Here is a 19733-nt window from a genome sequence, read left to right on the forward strand (position 1 = left end):
GCAGTTCCAGGCCGGCGGTAACACGCTAACGGCGCAGCAGGATGCGGACCTGGCCCGGGGCCAGGGTCGCGTCGGGGGCCAGTGACGGGGCGTTCAGAGGGTCGCCGGGGATCGCCGACACGTCCACCTGGCGGTCTCCTCGGTTGATGAGGAACCAGTAGGAGTGTGTTCCGTCGGTGCGGATGGCCAGTTCGACGTGGCCGTGCAGGTCGGTGGGCAGTTCTGAGGTGACGCCCGCGGTCTCCAGGAGGGTGGGGAGCAGTACGGCGAGTCCGTTCGGGCCGAGGCGGGTCGAGACGTAGGTCGCCGTTCCCTGCCCCGCGCGGTGGCGGGTGATCGCGGGCCTACCGGCGTGGTCGCCTGTCTTGTACGACGCCAGCACCGCGGCCCCGGCCAGGTCGATGCGGTCGGTCCACAGGGTGCCGGTGACTCCGAGGTCGAGATCCACGGTGTCGCCGTCGAGCAGGGGGCCGAACTCCTGGATGCGGATGCCCAGGAGGTCTTGGAGCGCGCCGGGGTAGCCGCCGAGCCAGACGCGGTCGTCCTCGTCCACGATGCCGGAGAAGTACGTGGTGACGAGGTGCCCGCCGCCCGCCACGTACGACTCCAGCCGCCCGGCCAGCGCGGCGGGCACCATGTGCAGGATGGGCGCCACCACCAGGTCGTAGCCGGAGAAGCCGGCGGTGACCGGCACCACGTCGGCCCGCACGCCCGCCGCCAGGAACGCCGAGTACCAGTCGAGCGCCTCCTGCCGGTAGCGCAGCAGCGAGGTCGGGTGGGAGTCGAGCTCGGACGCCCACCACGACTCCCAGTCGAACAGGATCGCGGCGCGTGCGGGCGAGCGGTGGCTGCCGGCGACGGGGGCGAGGGCGGCCAGCGTGGCGCCGAGGTCGGTCACCGACCTGAACACGTCGCTGTCCTCGCCCGCGTGCGGCACCATCGCCGAGTGGTACTTCTCGGCCCCGCCGGCCGACTGCCGCCACTGGAAGAAGCAGACGGCGTCGGCGCCGTAGGCGACGTGGGTGAGCGAGTCGCGGGCCATCCCGCCGGGCCGCTTGGCCAGGTTCACGGGCTGCCAGTTGACGGCGCCGGTGGAGTGCTCCATGAGGAACCAGGGCCGGCCGCCGGCCAGCGAGCCGGTGAGGTTGGCCGAGAACGACAGCTCGTCCTGGGCCTGCGGCCCGGTCAGCACGTAGTGGTCGTTGGAGACGAAGTCGACCTCGCCCGCCCAGTCGGCGTAGTTCATCCCCTTGGTCTCCCCCATCACCATGAAGTTGGTGGTGATCGAAACGCCGGGGCTCAGGCGGCGCAGCAGGTCGCGTTCCGCGCGCAGGTGGTCCTTGAGCGCGTCGGAGGAGAAGCGCTTGAAGTCGAGCTGCTGCGTCGGGTTCGGGTAGGACGCGGCCAGGCGCGGGGGCAGGATCTCCGCCCAGTCGCCGTAGCGCTGGGACCAGAACGCGGTGGCCCAGGCCCGGTTCAGCTCGTCGAGGGTGCCGTAGCGGGCGCGCAGCCAGTCGCGGAAGGCGGTGGCGGCGTCCTCGGAGTAGTCGTAGACGTTGTGGCAGCCCAGCTCGTTCGACACGTGCCAGGCGGCCAGCGCCGGGTGCTCGGCGTAGCGGACGGCCAGGGCCTCGACGAGGCTCAGCGCGTACCGGCGGAAGATCGGCGAGGTGGGGCGCCAGTGCTGGCGGGCGCCCGGCCACACGGTGTGGCCCTGCTGGTCCACCGGGAGGATCTCCGGGTGCGCGGCCGTCAGCCACGGCGGCGGTGAGGCCGTCGCCGTGGCCAGGTCGGCCGCGATGCCGTTGGCGTGCAGCAGGTCCATCACCTCGTCGAGCCAGGTGAAGTCCCACGTGTCCGCGGCGGGCTGGAGGTGCGCCCAGGAGAAGATGGCCAGGGAGACGATGTTCACCCCGGCCGCCCGCATCGCGCGCATGTCGGCGTCCCACACCTCCCGGGGCCATTGCTCTGGGTTGTAGTCCGCGCCGAACGCCAGCCTGGCCCTGTCCGGCTCCGAGGGCCAGCGCACCCACCGGCGGCCGTGTTCCACCTGCAACGTCTGCTCCTGTCCTGCTGGTCGTGCTACTTGACGGTGAAGCCCTGCTCCTGGCCGTACTTGATGGAGGCGTCCTGCCACGCCTTCAGTCCGTCCTGGAGGGTGGTGGAGGAGGTGTACGCCTTGCCGACCGTGTCGTTGAAGATGCTGTTGGCGTAGACCTGGAACGGCAGGTACGACCAGCCCGGCGCGACCTGCTCGGCCGACTCGGCGAGCACCTGGTTGACCTTCTGGCCGCCGAAGTAGGGGAACTCCTTGTCCTTGAACGCGGGGTCCTGCAGCTGGGCGGTGGTGGCGGGGAAGGCGCCGCCGTCGATCCTGGTCTGCACGCCCTCGTCCACGGTGGCGTACTTGACGAAGGCGTAGGCGAGGGCCTTGTTCGCGCCGGCCTCGGGGACGGCGAGGGAGCTGCCGCCGTTCTCGGCGGTGACCTTGCCGCCGGCCTCCCACTGCGGCATGGGCGCCACCCGCCACTTGCCGGACGCGCCCTTCACGCCCGACTCGAAGTTGGCCGGCATCCAGGCGCCGGTCACCAGCGTGGCGATGGTGCCGTCGGCCAGGCCCTTGTACCAGGCGTCGGTCCAGCCGGGGACGGAGGAGAGCAGCTTGCCGTCGATGAGCTTCTGCCAGGTCGCGGTGAACTTCTGGGTGCCGGGGTCGGCGAAGTCGACGGTGACGTCGGTGCCGTCCACTGTGTACGGCTTGCCGCCCGCCTGCCAGATCATGCTGGTGGTGAAGCCGGCGTCGCCGCTGTCGCTGCCGATGTAGGCCTTCGGGTCGGCCTTGTGCAGCTTCTCGGCGGCGGCGACGTACTCGTCCCAGGTGGTGGGGACCTCGATGTCGTGCTTGTCGAAGACGTCCTTGTTGTAGAACAGCGCCATCGGGCCCGAGTCCATGGGCAGCCCGTAGACCGCGGGGCCGCCGGCGTGCACGGAGTTCCACGGGCCTGGGGTGAAGGTGCCCTCCAGCGTGCCCGCGCCGTACGCGCTCAGGTCGGTCACCGCCTTCGACAGCGCGAACTGCGGCAGCGCGTAGTACTCGATCTGCGCCACGTCGGGCACGCCGGAGCCGGCCTTGATCGCGTTCTGCAGCGCGGTGTACTGGTCGTTGCCGGTGCCGGCGTTGACCAGGTCCACCTTGACCTTGGGGTGCTTCTGCTGGAAGTCGGCGACGACCTGCTTGAGCGTCGGCTCCCACGCCCAGACGGTGAGGGTGCCGCCGGCGTCGAGCGCCTTCTGCAGGTCGGCGTCGGAGACGGCCTGCGACGCGGCGGCGGTGGCGGTGGCGCCTCCGCCGTCGCCCGAGCCGCCGGACGAGCCGCACGCGGTGGCGGCGAGTGACACGGTCAGTGCCGCGCCCAGCAGGAGGGCGTGACGACGGTTGATCGTCATGGGCGGTGCCTTTCTGATGGTCTGTCCTGGTGTACGCGTTGTGTCGCTGCTTGTCGCTCGGGCCCCGATGCGCCGGTCAGCCCTTGACGCTCCCCGTGGCGAGGCCTGACTGCCAGTACCGCTGCAGCAGCAGGAAGGCCGCCATCAGCGGGACGATGGTGAGCAGTGATCCGGTGATCACCAGGTTGAAGACGGCCTCGCCGCCCGCCGTGCCGGCCTGCTGGTTCCAGCTGTGCAGGCCGAGGGTGAGCGGATACCAGTCGGGGTCCTTGAGCATGATCAGCGGCAGGAAGAAGTTGTTCCAGGTCGCGACCACGTTGAAGAGCAGGACCGTGACGATGCCGGGGCCGAGCAGCGGCAGGCTGATCCGGAAGAACGTACGGAACTCGCCCGCCCCGTCCACCCGCGCCGACTCCAGGATCTCCTTCGGGACGGCGTCGGTGGCGTACGTCCAGATGAGGTAGAGGCCGAACGGCGAGATCAGCGAAGGGATAATGATCGCCCACGGGGTGTTGGTGATCCCCAGGTCGGAGAAGAGCAGGAAGATCGGTACGGCCAGCGCCGTGCCAGGCACCGCCACCGCGCCGATCACGACCGCGAAGACGGCCTTCCTGCCGGGGAAGTCGAACTTGGCCAGGCCGTAGCCGGCGAGCGTGGCCAGCAGGGTCGCGCCGCCCGCCCCGGCGACCACGTACAGGAGCGTGTTGAGCAGCCAGCGCAGGTAGACGCCGCCGTCGTAGGTGAAGGTCCGCGCGATGTTGTCGAACAGCGCGAAGTCGCCGGAGAACCAGAGCCCGAAGGAGGACAGCAGGCGCTCTTGGGTCTTGGTGGCGTTGATCAGCAGCCAGGCCAGCGGGAGCAGCGTGTAGACCAGCATGATCGTGGTCAGCGCGGTGAGCGTGCGGCTGCGGCGCCGCCGGTGCGGGCGGCGGTGGCGGATGACGAGCGGGCGGCGTGCGGTGACGGCCATGGCTCAGACCGCCTTCCGCATGCCGCGGAGCTGGACCACGTACGCGATGATCATCGTGATGACGCCCATGATGATGGCGACCGCCGCTGAGTAGTTGAACTGCTGGCCGGCGAAGGACAGCGAGTAGGCGTACAGGTTGGGCGTGAAGTAGGTGGTGATCGAGTTCGGCGCCAGCGCCTTGAGGATGCTGGGCTCGTTGAACAGCTGGAAGCTGCCGATGATCGAGAAGATCGTGGCGATCACCAGCGCGCCGCGCAGGGCGGGCAGCTTGATCGACCAGATGACGCGGAACTGGTCGGCTCCGTCGATCTCGGCGGCCTCGTACAGCGAGGGGTTCACCACGCGCAGCGCCGAGTAGAGGATCAGCATGTTGTACCCGACGAACTCCCAGGTCACGATGTTGCCGATGGAGGCCAGGATGAGGTCGGGCGAGAGCGGGTCGGGCAGCGACAGGCCGAACGCCTCGTTGAGGTTGCCGATGAGGCCGAACCTGGTGCCGTACATGAAGCCCCACATCAGCGTCGCCACGACGGCGGGCACCGCGTACGGCAGGAACACCGAGATGCGGAAGAACGCCGCCCCGTAGAGCCGGCCGCTGTCGATGGCGAGGGCGACCAGCAGCGCGAGGAACAACATGATCGGCACCTGCACGACCAGGAACAGCGACACCCGGCCGAACGCCGACCAGAACTGCGGGTCCTGCAGCGCCTTGACGTAGTTGTCCAGGCCGACGAACGCGGTGCCGCCGATGAGCTGGGTGCGGTAGAGGCTGAGGTGGATCGAGTAGCCGATCGGTGCCAGGAAGACGAGCGCGAACACCGCCATGAACGGCGCCACGAACCGCCAGCCGAGCCAGGACCTGCGCCCGCTGCTCCCCCGGGCGTGCCGGGCCGCCGAGGGCGGGCGCCCTCGCGCGTCTTCGGTGACCACCCGCACTCCTCTCACCGGAATGTTCACGTGAACATCGGCCACGGACAGAGGTCGCGGAGAGTGATGAGCTGGGTCGCCATGGGCAATGTTTACGTTAACTTCTGCTGCGGTATCGTGGCACCCGCCCCACCTGCGGTCAAGAGGCGGTTGCGCATTGACACCGGCCGGCACCAGGCCGAAAGATTTCCCCGGCCCGTGACGGACGGCGACGAACGGGGGCCACGGAAACAGGCGGCAGGCAGGAGCGGAACGGGCATGGATCTGGAGCGGCAGGCGCCGGACGGCGGCGCGCGGCCCACGGGGGGCGCCCAGCGCGGCGGTTCCGGCGTGCCGGGCGGGCGCCGCAGGCAGCGGGTCTCCATGGCCGACGTCGCGAGGCTCGCCGGCGTCTCCTCGCAGACCGTCTCCCGGGTCGCCAACGGCCACCCCGGCGTCATCGGCTCCACCCGCGAGCAGGTGCTGGCCGCGATGCGCGAGCTGGGCTACCGCCCCAACAGCGCCGCCCGCGCCCTGCGCTACGGCCAGTTCAACACCATCGGCGTGATCCTGTTCAACCTGTCCACGATCGGCAACAGCCGTACGGTCGAGGCCATCGCCACCCACGCCGCCACCGAGGGCTACGCCATCACGCTCATCCCCATCGACGTCCCGACCCAGGACAACGTGCTGGGCGCCTTCACCCGGATGGGCGAACTGGCCGTGGACGCGGTCATCGTGATCATCGAGGTGCACCTGCTGGACGCCGGCACCGTGACGCTGCCGCCCGGCGTGCACGCGGTGGTCGTCGACTCCGACGCCGGTGACCGCTACAGCGTGGTGGACACCGACCAGGCAGAGGGGGCCCGCTCGGCCGTACGCCACCTGCTCGGCCTCGGCCACCGTACGGTGTGGCACGTCACCGGGCCGCAGACGTCGTTCGCCGCGCAGCGCCGCGCCCAGGCGTGCCGGCTGGCGCTGGAGGAGGCGGGCCGGCCGGTGCCGCCCCCGCTGCACGGCGACTGGTCGGCGGAGTCCGGGTACGCCGCCGGGCTCGAACTCGCCGGTGAGCCGGACTGCACGGCGGTGTTCGTCGCCAACGACCAGATGGCGCTGGGCGTGCTGCGGGCGCTGCACGAGCGGGGGCGGGCGGTGCCGGGCCACGTCAGCGTGGTCGGGTTCGACGACATTCCCGACTCAGCCTGTTTCGTCCCGCCGCTGACCACCGTGCACCAGGACTTCGCCGAGGTGGGACGGCGGTGCGTGGAGCTGGTGCTGCGGCAGATCCGCGAGGGCGGCACCACTCCCTCGGGCACGGACCTGGTGCCGACCCGCCTGGTCGTCCGATCCAGCACGGCCCCGCCGCGCTAGACTCTGATCGATGCGATCACACCGGCGTACTCGGGGGCCTGGAGCCCACCACGAGCAGCGGCGGGCCGAGATCGCCGACGCCGTGCTCGCCATCGTCGCCGAGCGCGGTCTCGGCGCCGTCTCGCTGACCGAGGTGGCCGCGCAGGCCGGCATCTCCCCTGGACGGGTGCAGCACTACTTCCCGGCCAAGCGGCAGCTCATCGAGGCGGCGTTCGAGCGGGGCAACGCGCTGTCGGCAGCCCGCATCAGGGACAAGGCCGGGGCCGACCTCCACGCCGCCGACCCCCGTCTCGTGCTCACGACCGTGTTGACCGAGCTGGTGCCGTACGACGCCGTCAGCGAGGCCCACATGCGGGTGCGGCAGTCGTTCCACGCCTTCGCCTTCGCCGAGGAGGCCATCGCGGCCCGGATGCGGGTCCTGTACGCCGAGTTCCACGGCCAGATGGCCGACCTGATCCGCAGGGACCAGCAGGCCGGGCGCATCGACGCCGGGCTCGATCCGCACGCGGCGGCGCTCTCCCTGGTGGCGCTGGCCGAGGGGCTGGCCGCGTACGTGCTGACCGGCGTCACGCCCGGCCAGGTCGCCCGCGACCGCGTCCTCGCGGCCGTCGCCGCCCTCTACACCGCCTGACCGGCCCCTCTTTCGACGCATCCGCCGCTCGTCGGTGCTCGTGGGGCGAGGTGCGCGCTCAGCCCGGGTCGGCGGAAAGGAGACGACCTGACGGTGGGTCAGCCGGTCGCGGTGGTGAGGCGGTTGCTGAAGCGGGCCAGCATCCGGGTCTGCACCGTTTCCGGGATCAGGCGGGCGAGCATGGGCGGGGTGCGCCAGTTCGCCGGGTTGTGCTTGGCGAGCCGGGAGACCAGGGAGATGTGCGGGTAGCGGGCCCGCTCGTACGCGCGCAGCCGCGCGGCGGGGTCGCCCTCGCCGGCCAGCGCCCGCCCGAGCACCCAGGCGTCCTCCAAGGTCTGGTTGGCGCCCTGGCCGAGGGTGGGCGGCATGGTGTGGGCGGCATCGCCGGCCAGCGTGATCCGCCCCGCGCCCCACACGGCGGGCACCTTGTTCCAGTGGTGGCCGAAGAACTCCAGGTCCTCCTCCTCGGCGGCGGCCAGCACGTCGGAGACCGGCGAGCGCCAGTGCCCGAACCGCCGGCGCAGCTCGGCCAGCGGCGCGGCCGGCCGCGGGTCGGCGGGCGACCAGCGCACGTCGAACCACCACTGCAGCAGCCCCTCCCCCGCCGGCATGAGGCCGCACGCGCCCGCCGGTCCGCTGATCATGAGGTGCCTGGTGGTGTCGGTGATCTCGATGTCGATGGGGCTCAGCCCCTGCCAGGTCCCGAACGTGGCCGGCCGCACGGTCCCCTCGCCCCACAGGTGCCGGCGTACGACGGAGTGGTGCCCGTCGGCGCCGACGAGCACGTCACCGGTGGCGGTGGAGCCGTCGGCGAACGTGGCGGTGACGCCGTCCGCGTCCTGGCGCACGTCCCGGCAGGCCATGCCGTGGCGGACGACGCCGTCCGGCAGCCCGGCGGCCAGCCGGTCGAGCAGGTGGCGGCGCGGCACGGCCCTGGTCGGAAAGCCGTAGCGGGCGGCGGCGTGCGCCAGGTCCATGGTGGTGCGCAGCCTGCCGGTCGAGGTGAGCGCGTCGATCCTGTCGATGCGAGCCCCGACGTCGGCCAGGGAGATGCCGAGGTCGTCGAGTATGGCGTTGCCGTTGCTCCACACCAGCAGCGCCTTGCCGCCGGTGCGGCGTTCCTGCGCCTGCTCGTACACGCGGACGCGGTGCCCTCCGGCCAGTAGCACGTGCGCGATGGCGAGCCCGCCGACTCCCGCACCGATGACGATGACGTCCATGATTTCTCCACTTCGATAAATCTTCACTTCGAAGATACATCGGTGGGGAGTAGGGTGACGAAGTGGGTTCCGCGCAGCAGCCAGAGGACGTCTTCCGCGAGTTCGTGATCGCGATCCTGCTGCACAACGACGCGCTCGCCGACCGGCTCGGCCTGCAGTCCGCCGACGTGGCCGCGATCATGCTGCTGGAGACGCGCGGACCGCTGCCCGTGGGCACGATCTCCGAGGAGCTGGGGCTGCCGTCCGCGTCGACGACCCGGCTCATCGACCGGCTGGAGAAGGGCGGCTACGCGCGGCGCGTGCGCGGCGAGCGCGACCGCCGCATGGTGACCGTTGAGCTGGTGCCCGAGGGCCTTGAGGTGTACGAGGCCGTGTGCACCTCCACCAGGAAACACCTCGAAGCGCTCGCGCTGCGTCACGGGATCGAGCGGATGCCGATGATGCTGGAGGTGTTCGCGATGGTCGGCTCCGCGTACCGGACGGCCCTTCGCGACCTCCGCGCCGACTGACCCGTATTCCCACGAGAGCGCGATGCCGGACATTTCCGTCATGAGAGGCATGGTTAGAGTTGTGCCTCCGGGGCGGCGCTCGGGCCCCGCCGCGGCGTACCACGGGGAGGACATGACGGACGTGTCTCGGGACGGCCAGGCGGCGGCAGCGGGAAAGGCTCCCCTGCGAGTGGCCCTGATCGTGGCCATGGCGTGGTTCATGCAGAACCTCGACACCACGATCATCAACACCTCGCTCCCCCAGATGGCCGAGACGTTCGGCGTGGACGCGGTCAGCGTCAACATCGGCATCACCGCCTACGTCGTCGCCGGCGCCGCCTTCATCCCGCTGGGCGGCTGGCTGTCGGACCGGTACGGCGCCAAGCGGGTGTTCGCGATCGCGATCGTGGTGTTCGGCGTGGCCTCGATCGCCTGCGCGGCCTGCACGGCTTTATGGCAGTTCGTCCTCGCCCGGGTCGTGCAGGGGACCGGTGGCGCGCTGATGGTGCCGGTCGGCCGCATCATCGTGCTCAGGAACGCCGGCAAGCAGGACCTGATGCGCGCCACCGCGCTGATCACCTGGCCGGCGCTGCTCGCCCCCGTCATCGCCCCCGTGCTCGGTGGCGCCCTGACCACCTGGTACGGCTGGGAGTGGATCTTCCTGCTGAACGCGCCGCTCGCTCTGGTCGGCACCGTCCTCGTGCTGGCGTACGTACCGGGCGTCCGCGACAGCGATCCCAAGCCGCTCGACCGCGTCGGCACCGTCCTCGTCGTCACGTCGCTGAGCCTGACCATCTACGGCCTGTCGGAGCTGGCGCAGCCGTCCCTGATCGGGCTGGACCTCGCGCTGCTCGCCGTCGGGCTGCTGGTGGGCGCGGGGGCCGTGCGGTGGTTCCGGCGGGCCGCCTACCCACTGGTCGGGCTGGGGCCGCTGCGGGTGCCGACGTTCGCGGCGGCCGGCCTGCACGCGGGCAACCTGATCCGGCTGGCGATCAGCGCGACCCCGTTCCTGCTGCCGCTCATGCTCCAGGAGGCGTGGGGGCTGACGCCGCTGGAGGCCGGGCAGCTCGTGCTCGTGTACTTCCTCGGCAACCTCGTCATCAAGGTGATCACGACGCCGCTGATGCGGTGGCTCGGCTTCCGTACGGTGCTGGTGTGCAACGGGATCGGGGTAGGGCTGTCGATCGCGGCGTTCGGGCTGCTGGACGCGCGCACCGGGTTCGTCGGGGGGGCCGCGGTGGCGTTCGTGGCGGGGGCCACCCGGTCGATCGAGTTCACCGGGATCAACACGCTGTCGTTCGCCGACATCGGCTCCGCCGACCGGGCCTCGGCCTCGACGCTGTTCAGCATGACGCAGCAGATCTCCGTGGCTCTCGGGGTGGCGGTCGCGGCGATCGTCCTCCAGGTCGCCCACGGTCCCGCCGCCACGCCCCTCACACAGAGCGACTTCTCTCTGGCCTTCTCCGTCAGCGGCGCGATCGCGCTGGCCGGCGCCCTGCTGATGCTGCTCCTGCCCCCCGACGCCGGCCACGAGGTGACCGGCCACCGCCCCCGGCGCGACGCCCGTACCCACGCCTGACCGCGGTCACCGGTGGCCTTGCCCGACGTCGGCGTGCAGTTCGGTCAGGGCGTGGGTGACCAAGGCGAGCACCTCGTCGGGGCCGTCGACGGAGGCGTCGAACACGCCGCACACCGACGCGGTGCCCCTGCCGTACAGGAGGGTGATCATGGCGGAGACGCCGGGGGCCAGCGGCGGGCACAGGAACAGCTCGCGGGCGGCGGGGAACTCGCCGGTGATGCGGATGGCGCCGACGTCGAGCCGGCGCGGCGCGCCGCGCGCCACCAGCGGCATGGCGGCGCCGAACGCCGTCCTGGACACGACGGCGGGCAGCCGGTAGAGGGCGCGGATGCGGCGGCGCTGCCGGCTGATGAGGGCGAGCGTGGTCTGGTCGGCGATCGCGCGCAGCCGCGCGTGCGGTGCCGGCTCGCCGCACGGCAGCGTGACCGGGAAGACGCCGACGTGGTTGCCCAGCGCCGCGTGGTTGCGCGGCCCCCGTATGCTGACCGGCAGGTTCACCGTGATTCCCGGTCGCGAGCGCCACACCTGCGGACGCCACGACCGCAGGGCGCCGGCGAGCAGCGCCAGCATGACCTGGGTGACGGTGACGCCGGTGCGCTGGACGACCCCGCGCAGCGCCCCGGCGTCCAGCGGCACGGTCAGCAGGCGCGGGCCCTGGCCGCCGGGCGGCTTCGACGGGTGCCAGCGTGGCAGCGGTGCGGCCAGTCTGGCGAGGTCGGCGAGCGTCCCTCGGATCGCGGGCGCGTCCCGGGCGGGCGGCTCGGGCGCCGGATGCGGCAGGCGCTCGTCGCCGCTCAGCGCCCTGATGCCGCTGAGCAGGCCCAGGGCGTCCTGAAACGCGTGGTGCACGCGGTGCACCAGGACGTGCTCGCCCGGCGCGTGGCCGTGCAGCACCAGCAGGTCCCACAGCGGGCGGTCGCGGGGCAGCGGGCGTTCGGCGAAGAGGTCGAGGGCCGCCTGGGCGACGTCCTGCCCCGGCCCGAGCCGGTGGTGGGTGACGTGGCGGGCCGGGTCGAAGCCCGGGTCGGGCGCCCATGCGGCGTGCCGCCCCGCGCCGGTCAGGCGGTACCGCAGGACGGGCGCCCGTCCTGCGGCGGCGGCGAGCTGCTCGTGCAGGTCCGGCCGTGCGGGCGGGCCGCCGGGCAGGTGGGCGGCCACGGCCATGTGCATGCGCGAGTCGGCCGCCGCCGCCCGCGCCAGGCTCAGCACGTAGTGGTCGCCCAGGGTCAGCGGCACGGCACGAAGATGAGAGGTCACGGGAGGTCGGATCCTTCGGGTGCGAGTGCCGCTTTCAGGCCGTCCGCGAAGGTGAGGGACGGGGTGAAGCCAAGGTCCCGGGCGGCGGCGTCGTAGGTGCAGGTCCAGTCGGGGTGGCGCATCTCGCGTACCTTGTCGCGGTTGAGGGCGGGCACCGTGTGGCGGGTGCGGCCCACCAGCTCGGCCAGCGTGGCGATGGCGGTCATGACGGGGAGGGGGATCGGCAGGACGGCCGGGGTGCGGCGGCCGAGAGCGGCGGCGACGGCGGCGCAGATGCCGGGCCAGTGGTGGGCGATGCCGTCGCTGAGCGGGTAGACGCCGGTCGATGGGGCGTCGTGGCGTACGGTGGCGCCGCGTTCTGTGGCGGCGAGGAGCGCGGCGCACAGGTCGGTCACGTGGATCATGCTGTAGCGGCCCGCGGCGCGGCCCGGCCGAGGCACCAGGCCGAGCCGGACCAGCGGGAGCAGGGCGGGCAGCAGGGCGGGCTCGCCGGGGCCGTGCACGATGCCGGGGCGCAGGATGACCGACGGCACGCGGTGGGCGTGCGCGCGGATCGCGTCCTCGGCGGCGCGCTTGCTCGCACCGTACGCCGACACCGGCCCCCTGCCTCCCGGACCGGCGGCGGCCAGCGACGAGCAGTGCACCAGCCGGGGCGGTACGCGCCGCGCCGCCAGCGCCTCGACGAGCCGGGCGGTGCCGTCGCGGTTGACCGCCCACAGCTCGGCCGCGCTCCTGGCCTTGACGGCGGCGGCCAGATGGACGACCACGGCGGCGTCGCGTACCGCCTCCTCGACGCCCCGCCCGGTGACCAGGTCGCCTTGCACCACCTCCACGCCCAGCACGCGCAGCGCGGCGGCCCTCGCAGACGGCCGGGCCAGCGCGGTGACCGCGTGCCCCCGGGCGAGCGCCGCCCTGACCAGGTGACCGCCCACGAAGCCGGTGGCGCCGGTGACGAGGACGCGCGTCACAGCTCGCGCCGGTAGATGCGGTACGTCTTCGTGCGGACGCAGCCGTCGGCCGCCAGGTAGCGGTTGACGGCGTCGTTGTCCTCCAGCGTCCAGCTCAGCTCACAGTCGACCGGTCCGCGGGCGCGGATCGCGTCGTACGCGGCGGCGTACAGGACGGCTTCGACGCCCTGGCCGCGCAGGCGTTCCACGACGCCGAACAGCACCGCGCGGGTGCGGCGGACGTGGCGGGCGGCGCGGGCCAGCCGGAGCAGGCCGATCGGCAGGCCCCACGTGGTGAGCCGGCCGCGGGCGGCGGGCAGTGCCTCGTTGAGGTCGGGCAGCACCAGGGCGACGCCCACCGGTTCGCCGCCGGCCTCGGCGAGCTGGATGAGGCCGGGGTCGATGACGGAGCGCAGGCGCCGCGCGGTGGCGGCGAACTCGGCGTCGGTCATCGAGGTGAAGCCCCAGTTGTGGCGCCAGACGTCGTTGTAGACGTGTTTGACCCGATCGATCTCGGCGGTGAAGCGGCGGCCGTCGAGGGGGCGTACGGTCAGGCCGTGCCGCCGCCGCGCACGTTCGGCGACGCGGGCGAGCCGCTCGCCGAGCGGGTGGGGGCCGCGCCGCCACGCCCACAGGTCCTTCGCCTTGCGCAGCCCGCACCCTTCGAGCAGATCGCGGTAGTAGGGCGGGTTGTACGGCATCATCACGGCCGGCGGCTCGCCGAAGCCGTCGACGAGCAGCCCGCACTCGTCGTGCATGGTGAAGTTGACCGGCCCGGCGAGGCTCGTCAGCCCCCGCTCGCGCGCCCACCGGGCGGCGGCGCCGTGCAGCGCGGCGGCGACGGCGGGATCGTCGGCGCAGGCGAACTGCCCGAAGAAGCCGTCACGGCCGCCGTGGGCGGCGTTGTGCCGCGGGTTGTGCACGGCGGCGACGCGGCCGGCCACCCGCCCGCCGACGGTGACGGTGAACAGCTCGGCGTCGCCATAGGCGAAGAAGGGGTTGCGTCGCCGGTCGAGCAGCCACCGGCACTCGCCGCGCAGCGGGGGCACGAAGTGCGGGTCGTCGGCGTGCAGCAGGTAGGGCAGCTCGACGAACGCCCGCAGCCCGCGCCGGTCGCGTACCGGCCGGGCGGTCGCACCGGCCGCGGGAGTATCCGGAATCACACTGCGCGTATGTCGCATGACGGTAAGTTACTCTCTCGTGACGGTCTGCCGCAGGAGCCCCCGGTTCTGGGAAACCTTCTTGGGCAGCGGCGTGCTGCCCGCCGCGCTGCTGACCGGCGACGGCGTGGTCGAGCGCAGGCTGCGCCGTACGGGCGGCATGTTCGGCCTGTGGTTCCCCGGCATCGGCAGGGCGGTGCTGGTGTCGGATCCCGCGCTGGTCAGGGCGGTGATGCGGGCGCCCGCCGGCGTGGTGGCGGCGGGCCCGGCCAACCGGGTGCAGGAGCCGGTCATCGGGCCGAGCGGGCTGGCCAGGCTGGAGGGGGCCGAGCATCGCGAGATCCGTACGCTCATGGCGCCGTCGGTCCGCGACCGGGTGCCCGAGCGGCTGCGCGCGGCCACGGAGCGGCTCGCGCTGCGGTCGGCGGCCCGATGTCCTTCCGGCGTGCCGTTCCCGCTGCGGCCCCTGCTGCACGGGGCGCTGATGGAGGCGGTCCTGGAGCTCACCATGGGTCTCAGCCCTGAGCGGCAGCGGGCCTGGCGGGTGCCGCTGCGCGAGCTGTTCAGGCGGGCCGACTCCTACGAGATCACCGTCCGCTACGCGTTGCGGCACGCGGGGGCGCTGGACTGGTGGCCGGCGTACCAGCGGGCGAAGGACGCCTGCGACCGGCTGATCCACGCCGAGATCGACCGGCGGCGCGGGGCCGGCGACGAGGGCGACGACCTGCTCGGGGCGCTGCTGCGGGCCCGCGACGACGACGATGCGCCGCTGCCCCGCGCGGTGGTGCGCGACCAGGTGATGAGCATGATCGCGGGGGCGCGTACGACCACGGCCAACGGTCTGGCCTGGGTGTTCGAGCGAGTGGTGCGCCATCCCGAGGTGCTGCGGCGGGTGACCGGCGAGAGCGAGCTGGGCGAGGGCGACGCATACGCGAGCGCGGTGACGTACGAGGCGCTGCGGGTGCGCCCGCCGGTGGCGTTCTTCGGCCGGGTGGTCAGGCGGCCGTTCGAGCTGGGCGGCAGGCTGCTGTCGCCGGGCACCACGATCATCGTGCACCTGCGGACGCTGCACCACGACCCGGCGCTCTATCCCGACGCGGCCACGTTCCGCCCCGAACGCTGGCTCGACGGCCGGCCGGCGGGTTATGGGTGGATGCCGTTCGGCGGCGGCGCGCACACCTGCCTGGGCGATCGCCTGGCGATGGTGCAGATGCGCACGTTCCTGCAGGTCTTCACCCGCGAGCTGGCGCTGTCACCGGCCTGGCCAGGCGACGAGCCGGTCAGGTGGAAGGCGGTCTCGAACTCGCCCGGCGCGGGCTGCCGGGTGATCGCCCGCCCGCGCTGACCAGGTTTGTACGGCGTCGACCTGGCCCTTTGAACGAGCCGTCGTGAGCCCGCCTCCACGGACGGGACGCGCCCACCTGTTACTCTCTGCAAGGGATTGATGGCATTGTGTCACATCAGGAGGTTCGGGGATGAAGGTCGCGTGCGTCGGCGGTGGTCCCGCCGGTCTCTACTTCGCGCTGCTGCTGAAGCGTACTGACCCGGCGTACGAGGTCACCGTCTACGAGCGCTATCCGGAGGGCTCGACGTACGGGTGGGGCGTGACGTACTGGGACGAGATGTACGCCAGGCTGCGCGCGATCGACCCGGAGTCCGCGCGGGCCATCCGTGACGGCTCGGTGCGCTGGAAGTCGTGGGTGGCGCGGGTCGGCGACCACCCGCCCGTCCGCGTCGGCCACTGGGACGGCGGCTTCGGCATCGGCCGCAACCTGCTGCTCGGCATCCTCGCCGACCGGGCCCGCTCACTCGGCGTGCGGATCGAGTACGGGCGGGAGATCACCGGCGAGGAGGAGCTGTCCGACGCCGACCTGATCGTGGCCTGCGACGGCGTCCACAGCGCGCTGCGCGAGCGGCATTCCGGGCACTTCGGCACCACCGTCGCGCTCGGCCGCAACGCCTACCTGTGGCTGGGCACGACCAAGGCGTTCGGGCCGTTCACGTTCTCCTTCGCCGACACCCCGCACGGCTGGATCTGGTGCTACGGCTACGGCTACGACGCCGGCCACAGCACCTGCGTCATCGAGTGCTCACCCGAGACGTGGGAGGGGCTCGGCTTCGACCGGGCCACCGACGCCGAGGGCCTGGCGCTGCTGGAGAAGCTGTTCGCCGACATCCTCGACGGCCATCCGCTGATCGGCCGCGACGACGCCGGTGAGATGGCGCGCTGGCTGAACTTCCGTACGGTGACCAACAAGCGCTGGCATCACGGCAACCTCGTGCTGATGGGCGACGCCGCGCACACCACCCACTACTCCATCGGCGCGGGCACCGCGCTCGCCCTCGGCGACGCCGCCCACCTGGTGCACTCGCTCACCACCGAGCAGGACCTCGCCTCTGCGCTGGCCGGCTACGAGCGGGCCCGGCAGGCGACGATCCGCCGCGCCCAGAAGGCGGCGCGCTACAGCGCCCGCTGGTACGAGAACCTGCCGCGCTACGCGAAGCTGCCGCCCGAGCAGCTGCTCACCCTGCTCGGCCTGCGGCACTCGACGCTGCTCCCGCACGTGCCGCCGAGCCTCTACTACCGCTGCGACCAGGCACTCGGCCGGGCTGTGACGTGGTGGTCGCGGATCAGGGGACGGGCCTGAGCCTCAGCTGCCCGCCGCGTGCCGCTCCAGGAACGTGTAGACGTCGGCCTCGTCCACGCCGGGGAACGAGCCGGGCGGCAGCGCGGCCAGCACGTGGCTGTTGGCGCGGGCCGACGGCCAGGCGTAGCCCTCCCAGCGCTCGGCCAGCTCGGCGGGAGGGCGGCGGCAGCAGTCGCCGTTGGGGCAGTTGGAACGGGTGCGGTTGGTCGTCTCGCGCCCGCGGAACCAGCGCGACTCCTTGTACGGCACCCCGAGCGTGATCGCGAAATCCCGCTCGCGCGACGGATCGACGTGCGCCACGCAGAAGTAGGTGCCGGTGGGCGAGTCGGAGTATTGGTAGTAGACGGAGAAGCGGTCGGGCGAGGCGAACACCTGCCGCCCCGACCACTGCAGGCACATCCGCTGCCCCTCGATGGCGCCCTGCTCGTCGGCGGGGAAGACGATGCCGTCGTTCTCGTACGCCTTGTAGATGGTGCCGCCCGCGTCGTTGCGCACGAAGTGGCAGACCAGGCCGAGGTGGTGGGTGGCGAGGTTGGTGAAGCGGTGGGCGGCCATCTCGTACGACACGGCGAAGACGTCGCGCAGGTCCTCCACCGACAGCGCCCGGTCGGACTTGGCCTCCTGGAGGTAGAGCGCGGCGGCCTTCTCCGGCACCAGGACGGCCGCGGCGAAGTAGTTGGCCTCGGTGCGCTGGCGCAGGAAGTCGGCGAAGTCGCGCGGCTTGTCGTGGCCGAGCGCGAGGTGGCCGAGGGTCTGGAGCAGGATCGTGCGCGGGGTGTGCATGCCGAGCTGCTCGTGTTTGACGTAGATGCGACGGTGGCGCAGGTCGGTGATGGAACGCACCGATCGCGGCAGGTCCTGGGCGGTGTGCACGGTGTAGCCGAAGTGCGTGACCACGCTCTGGATCATGCTCTGCGACAGCGCGCCGGTACGGTAGCCGACCGCGCCGAGCGCCTCGGCGGCGGCCTTCTCGATCTCGGGGAAGTAGTTGCCCACCTCGCGCTGGCGGCGGCGCAGCTCGGCGTTGGCGGCCCTGGCCTCCTCAGGCGTCGCGGTGCCTCTGGCCTGGCGGGCGCGTAGCTCGCCGTACAGGCCCAGGATGTGTTCGAGCACGTCGTTGGGCACGCGGGCGGAGACCTTGAGCCGGGGCAGGCCGAGGCCGGCGTAGACGGGGTCGCGCTGGGCCTCCTCCAGCGCGATCTCCAGCTGGGCGCGGCGGTTGGGCGGCTGGCGGCGCAGCAGCTCTTCGACGGGCACACCGAGCGCGGTCGCGAGCGACTTGAGCAGCGAGAGCTTGGGCTCGCGCTTGCCGTTCTCGAGCAGGGAGAGCTGGCTCGGCGCCCGGCCGACGCGCGAACCGAGGTCGGACAGCGTGAGCCCGCGCTGTTTCCGCAGGTGGCGCAGGCGCTGGCCGAACGCGATCAGATCGAGCTCCTGCGTCAAAGACAGCGGTTCTTCGCTCAGCACGGACGCCATACTGGGATCTTAGACAGAATTTCCAGCCATTTTCCAGCCTCAACGCGATGCCGATTCGGGTTCGGGCGCCGCCTCGGGCCGCCCGCGGGATTGGTCTAGGCCAAAGGTAAAAGTTGCGATTTCTTCACAGTTGAATACGCGCGAGTAATGCTCGTGGGCGGAAGATTCGCGATTCTTCTCGGCGGTTTGCCCTATTTGATGATGCTTGCGAGGGCAGAGACTCGGCGTGAGCCCCAGGGGACGACCGAAGGAGTGAACGGTGAACGATCGCCTCAAGGGAGCTGCTGAGCAGCTGCGGGACGAATGGGAGAACGACCCTCGCTGGGCCGGCATCGAGCGCACCTACAGCGCCGATGACGTGATCAGGCTGCGGGGCAGCGTCCAGGAGGAGCACACGCTGGCCCGGCTCGGCGCCGAGCGGCTGTGGAGCCTCCTGCACACCGAGGACTACGTCAACAGCCTCGGCGCGCTGACCGGCAACCAGGCGGTGCAGCAAGTGCGGGCCGGCCTGAAGGCCATCTACCTGTCGGGCTGGCAGGTGGCCGCCGACGCGAACCTCAGCGGGCAGACCTACCCCGACCAGAGCCTGTACCCGGCCGACTCCGTGCCGTCCGTCGTGCGCCGCATCAACAACGCGCTGCTGCGCGCCGACCAGATCACCTGGTCCGAGGGCGTGGACGACGCGCCCCACTGGCTCGCGCCCATCGTGGCCGACGCCGAGGCCGGCTTCGGCGGCGTGCTCAACGCCTTCGAGCTGATGAAGGCGATGATCGCGGCCGGCGCCGCCGGCGTGCACTGGGAGGACCAGCTCGCCTCCGAGAAGAAGTGCGGCCACCTCGGCGGCAAGGTGCTCATCCCGACCGGCCAGCACATCAAGACGCTCAACGCCGCCCGGCTCGCCGCCGACGTGGCGGGCGTGCCCACCCTGGTCATCGCGCGGACCGACGCTCAGGCCGCGACCCTGCTGACCAGCGACGTGGACCCGCGCGACCAGGCGTTCGTCACCGGCGAGCGCACCGCGGAGGGCTTCTACCGGGTCAGGAACGGGCTGGAGGCGTGCGTGGCGCGCGGCCTGGCGTACGCGCCGTACTCCGACCTGCTCTGGATGGAGACCGGCACGCCCGACCTCGACGTGGCCCGCGCGTTCGCCGAGGCGATCAAGGCCGAGTACCCCGACCAGATGCTCGCCTACAACTGCTCGCCGTCGTTCAACTGGAAGGCGCACCTGGACGACTCCACCATCGCCAAGTTCCAGCGCGAGCTGGGGCACATGGGGTACAAGTTCCAGTTCATCACGCTGGCCGGGTTCCACGCGCTGAACTACGGCATGTTCGACCTGGCCCAGGGGTACGCGACCGAGGGCATGAGCGCGTACGTCGAGCTGCAGGAGGCCGAGTTCGCCGCCGAGGCGCGCGGCTACACCGCCACCCGGCACCAGCGCGAGGTCGGCACCGGCTACTTCGACCTCGTCAGCACCGCCGTGGCGCCCGACTCCTCGACGACGGCGCTCAAGGGGTCGACGGAAGAGGAGCAGTTCGCCCGCTGACAGAGATGATGTAGGTGAGCACCTCCCGCCAGTCCTGACCCACCCTCTGACTGACCTCGGGTCTTCAACGGGATCTGTCGGTCTGAA

16 protein-coding genes are annotated in these 19733 nt (G+C 71.9%); 7 read left to right on the top strand and 9 right to left on the bottom strand.

The genetic code is table 11. The features are described from left to right. Positions 1-25: 25 nt before the first annotated feature. From ABZW11_RS32405 to ABZW11_RS32420, 4 genes are all read right to left on the bottom strand, one after another. Complete coding sequence (locus ABZW11_RS32405; protein ID WP_355425449.1) at positions 26-2050, bottom strand: beta-galactosidase; 2025 nt, start codon at positions 2048-2050, stop codon at positions 26-28. A gap of 32 nt (positions 2051-2082) precedes the next feature. After that, complete coding sequence (locus ABZW11_RS32410) at positions 2083-3447, bottom strand: sugar ABC transporter substrate-binding protein (RefSeq protein ID WP_355425403.1); 1365 nt, start codon at positions 3445-3447, stop codon at positions 2083-2085. Positions 3448-3523: 76 nt separating this feature from the next. Then, positions 3524-4417, bottom strand: coding sequence for a carbohydrate ABC transporter permease (locus ABZW11_RS32415; protein ID WP_355425406.1), 894 nt, complete (start codon positions 4415-4417; stop codon positions 3524-3526). A 3-nt stretch (positions 4418-4420) separates the two neighbouring features. Then, the gene (locus ABZW11_RS32420; RefSeq protein ID WP_355425409.1) at positions 4421-5347 is read right to left on the bottom strand and encodes a sugar ABC transporter permease; all 927 of its coding nucleotides are present in this window, start codon (positions 5345-5347) and stop codon (positions 4421-4423) included. A 255-nt stretch (positions 5348-5602) separates the two neighbouring features. Here ABZW11_RS32420 and ABZW11_RS32425 point away from each other — a divergent pair, with 255 nt between their 5' ends. Both ABZW11_RS32425 and ABZW11_RS32430 read left to right on the top strand, forming a co-directional pair. Next, on the top strand, positions 5603-6694 hold the full coding sequence (locus ABZW11_RS32425) for a LacI family DNA-binding transcriptional regulator (protein WP_355425412.1): 1092 nt from the start codon (positions 5603-5605) through the stop codon (positions 6692-6694). A 10-nt stretch (positions 6695-6704) separates the two neighbouring features. Then, entirely contained in the window at positions 6705-7325 is a 621-nt protein-coding gene (locus ABZW11_RS32430; RefSeq protein ID WP_355425415.1) for a TetR/AcrR family transcriptional regulator, read from the top strand. 98 nt (positions 7326-7423) lie between these two features. On the opposite strand, the gene ABZW11_RS32435 is transcribed toward ABZW11_RS32430, so the two are convergent. Beyond that, the gene (locus ABZW11_RS32435) at positions 7424-8545 is read right to left on the bottom strand and encodes an NAD(P)/FAD-dependent oxidoreductase (RefSeq protein WP_355425418.1); all 1122 of its coding nucleotides are present in this window, start codon (positions 8543-8545) and stop codon (positions 7424-7426) included. Between the two features lie 62 nt (positions 8546-8607). Here ABZW11_RS32435 and ABZW11_RS32440 point away from each other — a divergent pair, with 62 nt between their 5' ends. Both ABZW11_RS32440 and ABZW11_RS32445 read left to right on the top strand, forming a co-directional pair. Continuing rightward, positions 8608-9054, top strand: coding sequence for a MarR family transcriptional regulator (locus tag ABZW11_RS32440; RefSeq protein ID WP_355425421.1), 447 nt, complete (start codon positions 8608-8610; stop codon positions 9052-9054). 112 nt (positions 9055-9166) lie between these two features. After that, positions 9167-10612, top strand: coding sequence for an MFS transporter (locus tag ABZW11_RS32445; protein ID WP_355425424.1), 1446 nt, complete (start codon positions 9167-9169; stop codon positions 10610-10612). Between the two features lie 6 nt (positions 10613-10618). Here the strand turns inward: ABZW11_RS32445 and ABZW11_RS32450 are convergent, their stop codons facing one another. Genes ABZW11_RS32450 through ABZW11_RS32460 form a run of 3 tightly spaced genes read right to left on the bottom strand, consistent with a single transcriptional unit; the run spans position 10619 to position 13979 of the window. Next, on the bottom strand, positions 10619-11869 hold the full coding sequence (locus ABZW11_RS32450; RefSeq protein ID WP_355425427.1) for a wax ester/triacylglycerol synthase domain-containing protein: 1251 nt from the start codon (positions 11867-11869) through the stop codon (positions 10619-10621). Continuing rightward, positions 11866-12837 carry an NAD-dependent epimerase/dehydratase family protein gene (locus ABZW11_RS32455; RefSeq protein WP_355425430.1) on the bottom strand — a complete coding sequence of 324 codons (972 nt, stop codon included), beginning with the start codon at positions 12835-12837 and terminating at the stop codon, positions 11866-11868. Before ABZW11_RS32455 ends, ABZW11_RS32450 begins: the two co-directional genes overlap by 4 nt. Further along, on the bottom strand, positions 12834-13979 hold the full coding sequence (locus ABZW11_RS32460; protein ID WP_355425433.1) for a hypothetical protein: 1146 nt from the start codon (positions 13977-13979) through the stop codon (positions 12834-12836). Before ABZW11_RS32460 ends, ABZW11_RS32455 begins: the two co-directional genes overlap by 4 nt. 79 nt (positions 13980-14058) lie before the next feature. Between ABZW11_RS32460 and ABZW11_RS32465 the strand changes: the two genes are divergently transcribed. Together ABZW11_RS32465 and ABZW11_RS32470 are read left to right on the top strand one after the other, a co-directional pair. Further along, positions 14059-15321: a cytochrome P450 gene (locus ABZW11_RS32465; protein WP_355425436.1), complete on the top strand. Its 1263-nt coding sequence runs from the start codon at positions 14059-14061 to the stop codon at positions 15319-15321. A 130-nt stretch (positions 15322-15451) separates the two neighbouring features. Continuing rightward, a complete protein-coding gene (locus tag ABZW11_RS32470) occupies positions 15452-16624 on the top strand; it encodes an FAD-dependent monooxygenase (RefSeq protein ID WP_355425439.1) in 1173 nt (390 codons plus the stop codon). A 3-nt stretch (positions 16625-16627) separates the two neighbouring features. On the opposite strand, the gene ABZW11_RS32475 is transcribed toward ABZW11_RS32470, so the two are convergent. Continuing rightward, on the bottom strand, positions 16628-18067 hold the full coding sequence (locus ABZW11_RS32475; RefSeq protein WP_355425452.1) for a helix-turn-helix domain-containing protein: 1440 nt from the start codon (positions 18065-18067) through the stop codon (positions 16628-16630). Positions 18068-18359: 292 nt separating this feature from the next. Between ABZW11_RS32475 and aceA the strand changes: the two genes are divergently transcribed. Further along, entirely contained in the window at positions 18360-19646 is a 1287-nt protein-coding gene (aceA, locus tag ABZW11_RS32480) for an isocitrate lyase (protein ID WP_355425441.1), read from the top strand. The last annotated feature ends 87 nt before the right edge of the window (positions 19647-19733 follow it).

The organism is Nonomuraea sp. NPDC004580, from assembly GCF_040609855.1.
Lineage (GTDB): Bacteria > Actinomycetota > Actinomycetes > Streptosporangiales > Streptosporangiaceae > Nonomuraea > Nonomuraea salmonea.

Bases quoted from the DNA above. Each gene is read 5' to 3' on its own strand.
- ABZW11_RS32410 (WP_355425403.1), bottom strand. From the start codon at position 3,447: ATGACGATCAACCGTCGTCACGCCCTCCTGCTGGGCGCGGCACTGACC.
- ABZW11_RS32415 (WP_355425406.1), bottom strand. From the start codon at position 4,417: ATGGCCGTCACCGCACGCCGCCCGCTCGTCATCCGCCACCGCCGCCCG.
- ABZW11_RS32425 (WP_355425412.1), top strand. From the start codon at position 5,603: ATGGATCTGGAGCGGCAGGCGCCGGACGGCGGCGCGCGGCCCACGGGG.
- ABZW11_RS32430 (WP_355425415.1), top strand. From the start codon at position 6,705: ATGCGATCACACCGGCGTACTCGGGGGCCTGGAGCCCACCACGAGCAG.
- ABZW11_RS32435 (WP_355425418.1), bottom strand. From the start codon at position 8,545: ATGGACGTCATCGTCATCGGTGCGGGAGTCGGCGGGCTCGCCATCGCG.
- ABZW11_RS32445 (WP_355425424.1), top strand. From the start codon at position 9,167: ATGACGGACGTGTCTCGGGACGGCCAGGCGGCGGCAGCGGGAAAGGCT.
- ABZW11_RS32470 (WP_355425439.1), top strand. From the start codon at position 15,452: ATGAAGGTCGCGTGCGTCGGCGGTGGTCCCGCCGGTCTCTACTTCGCG.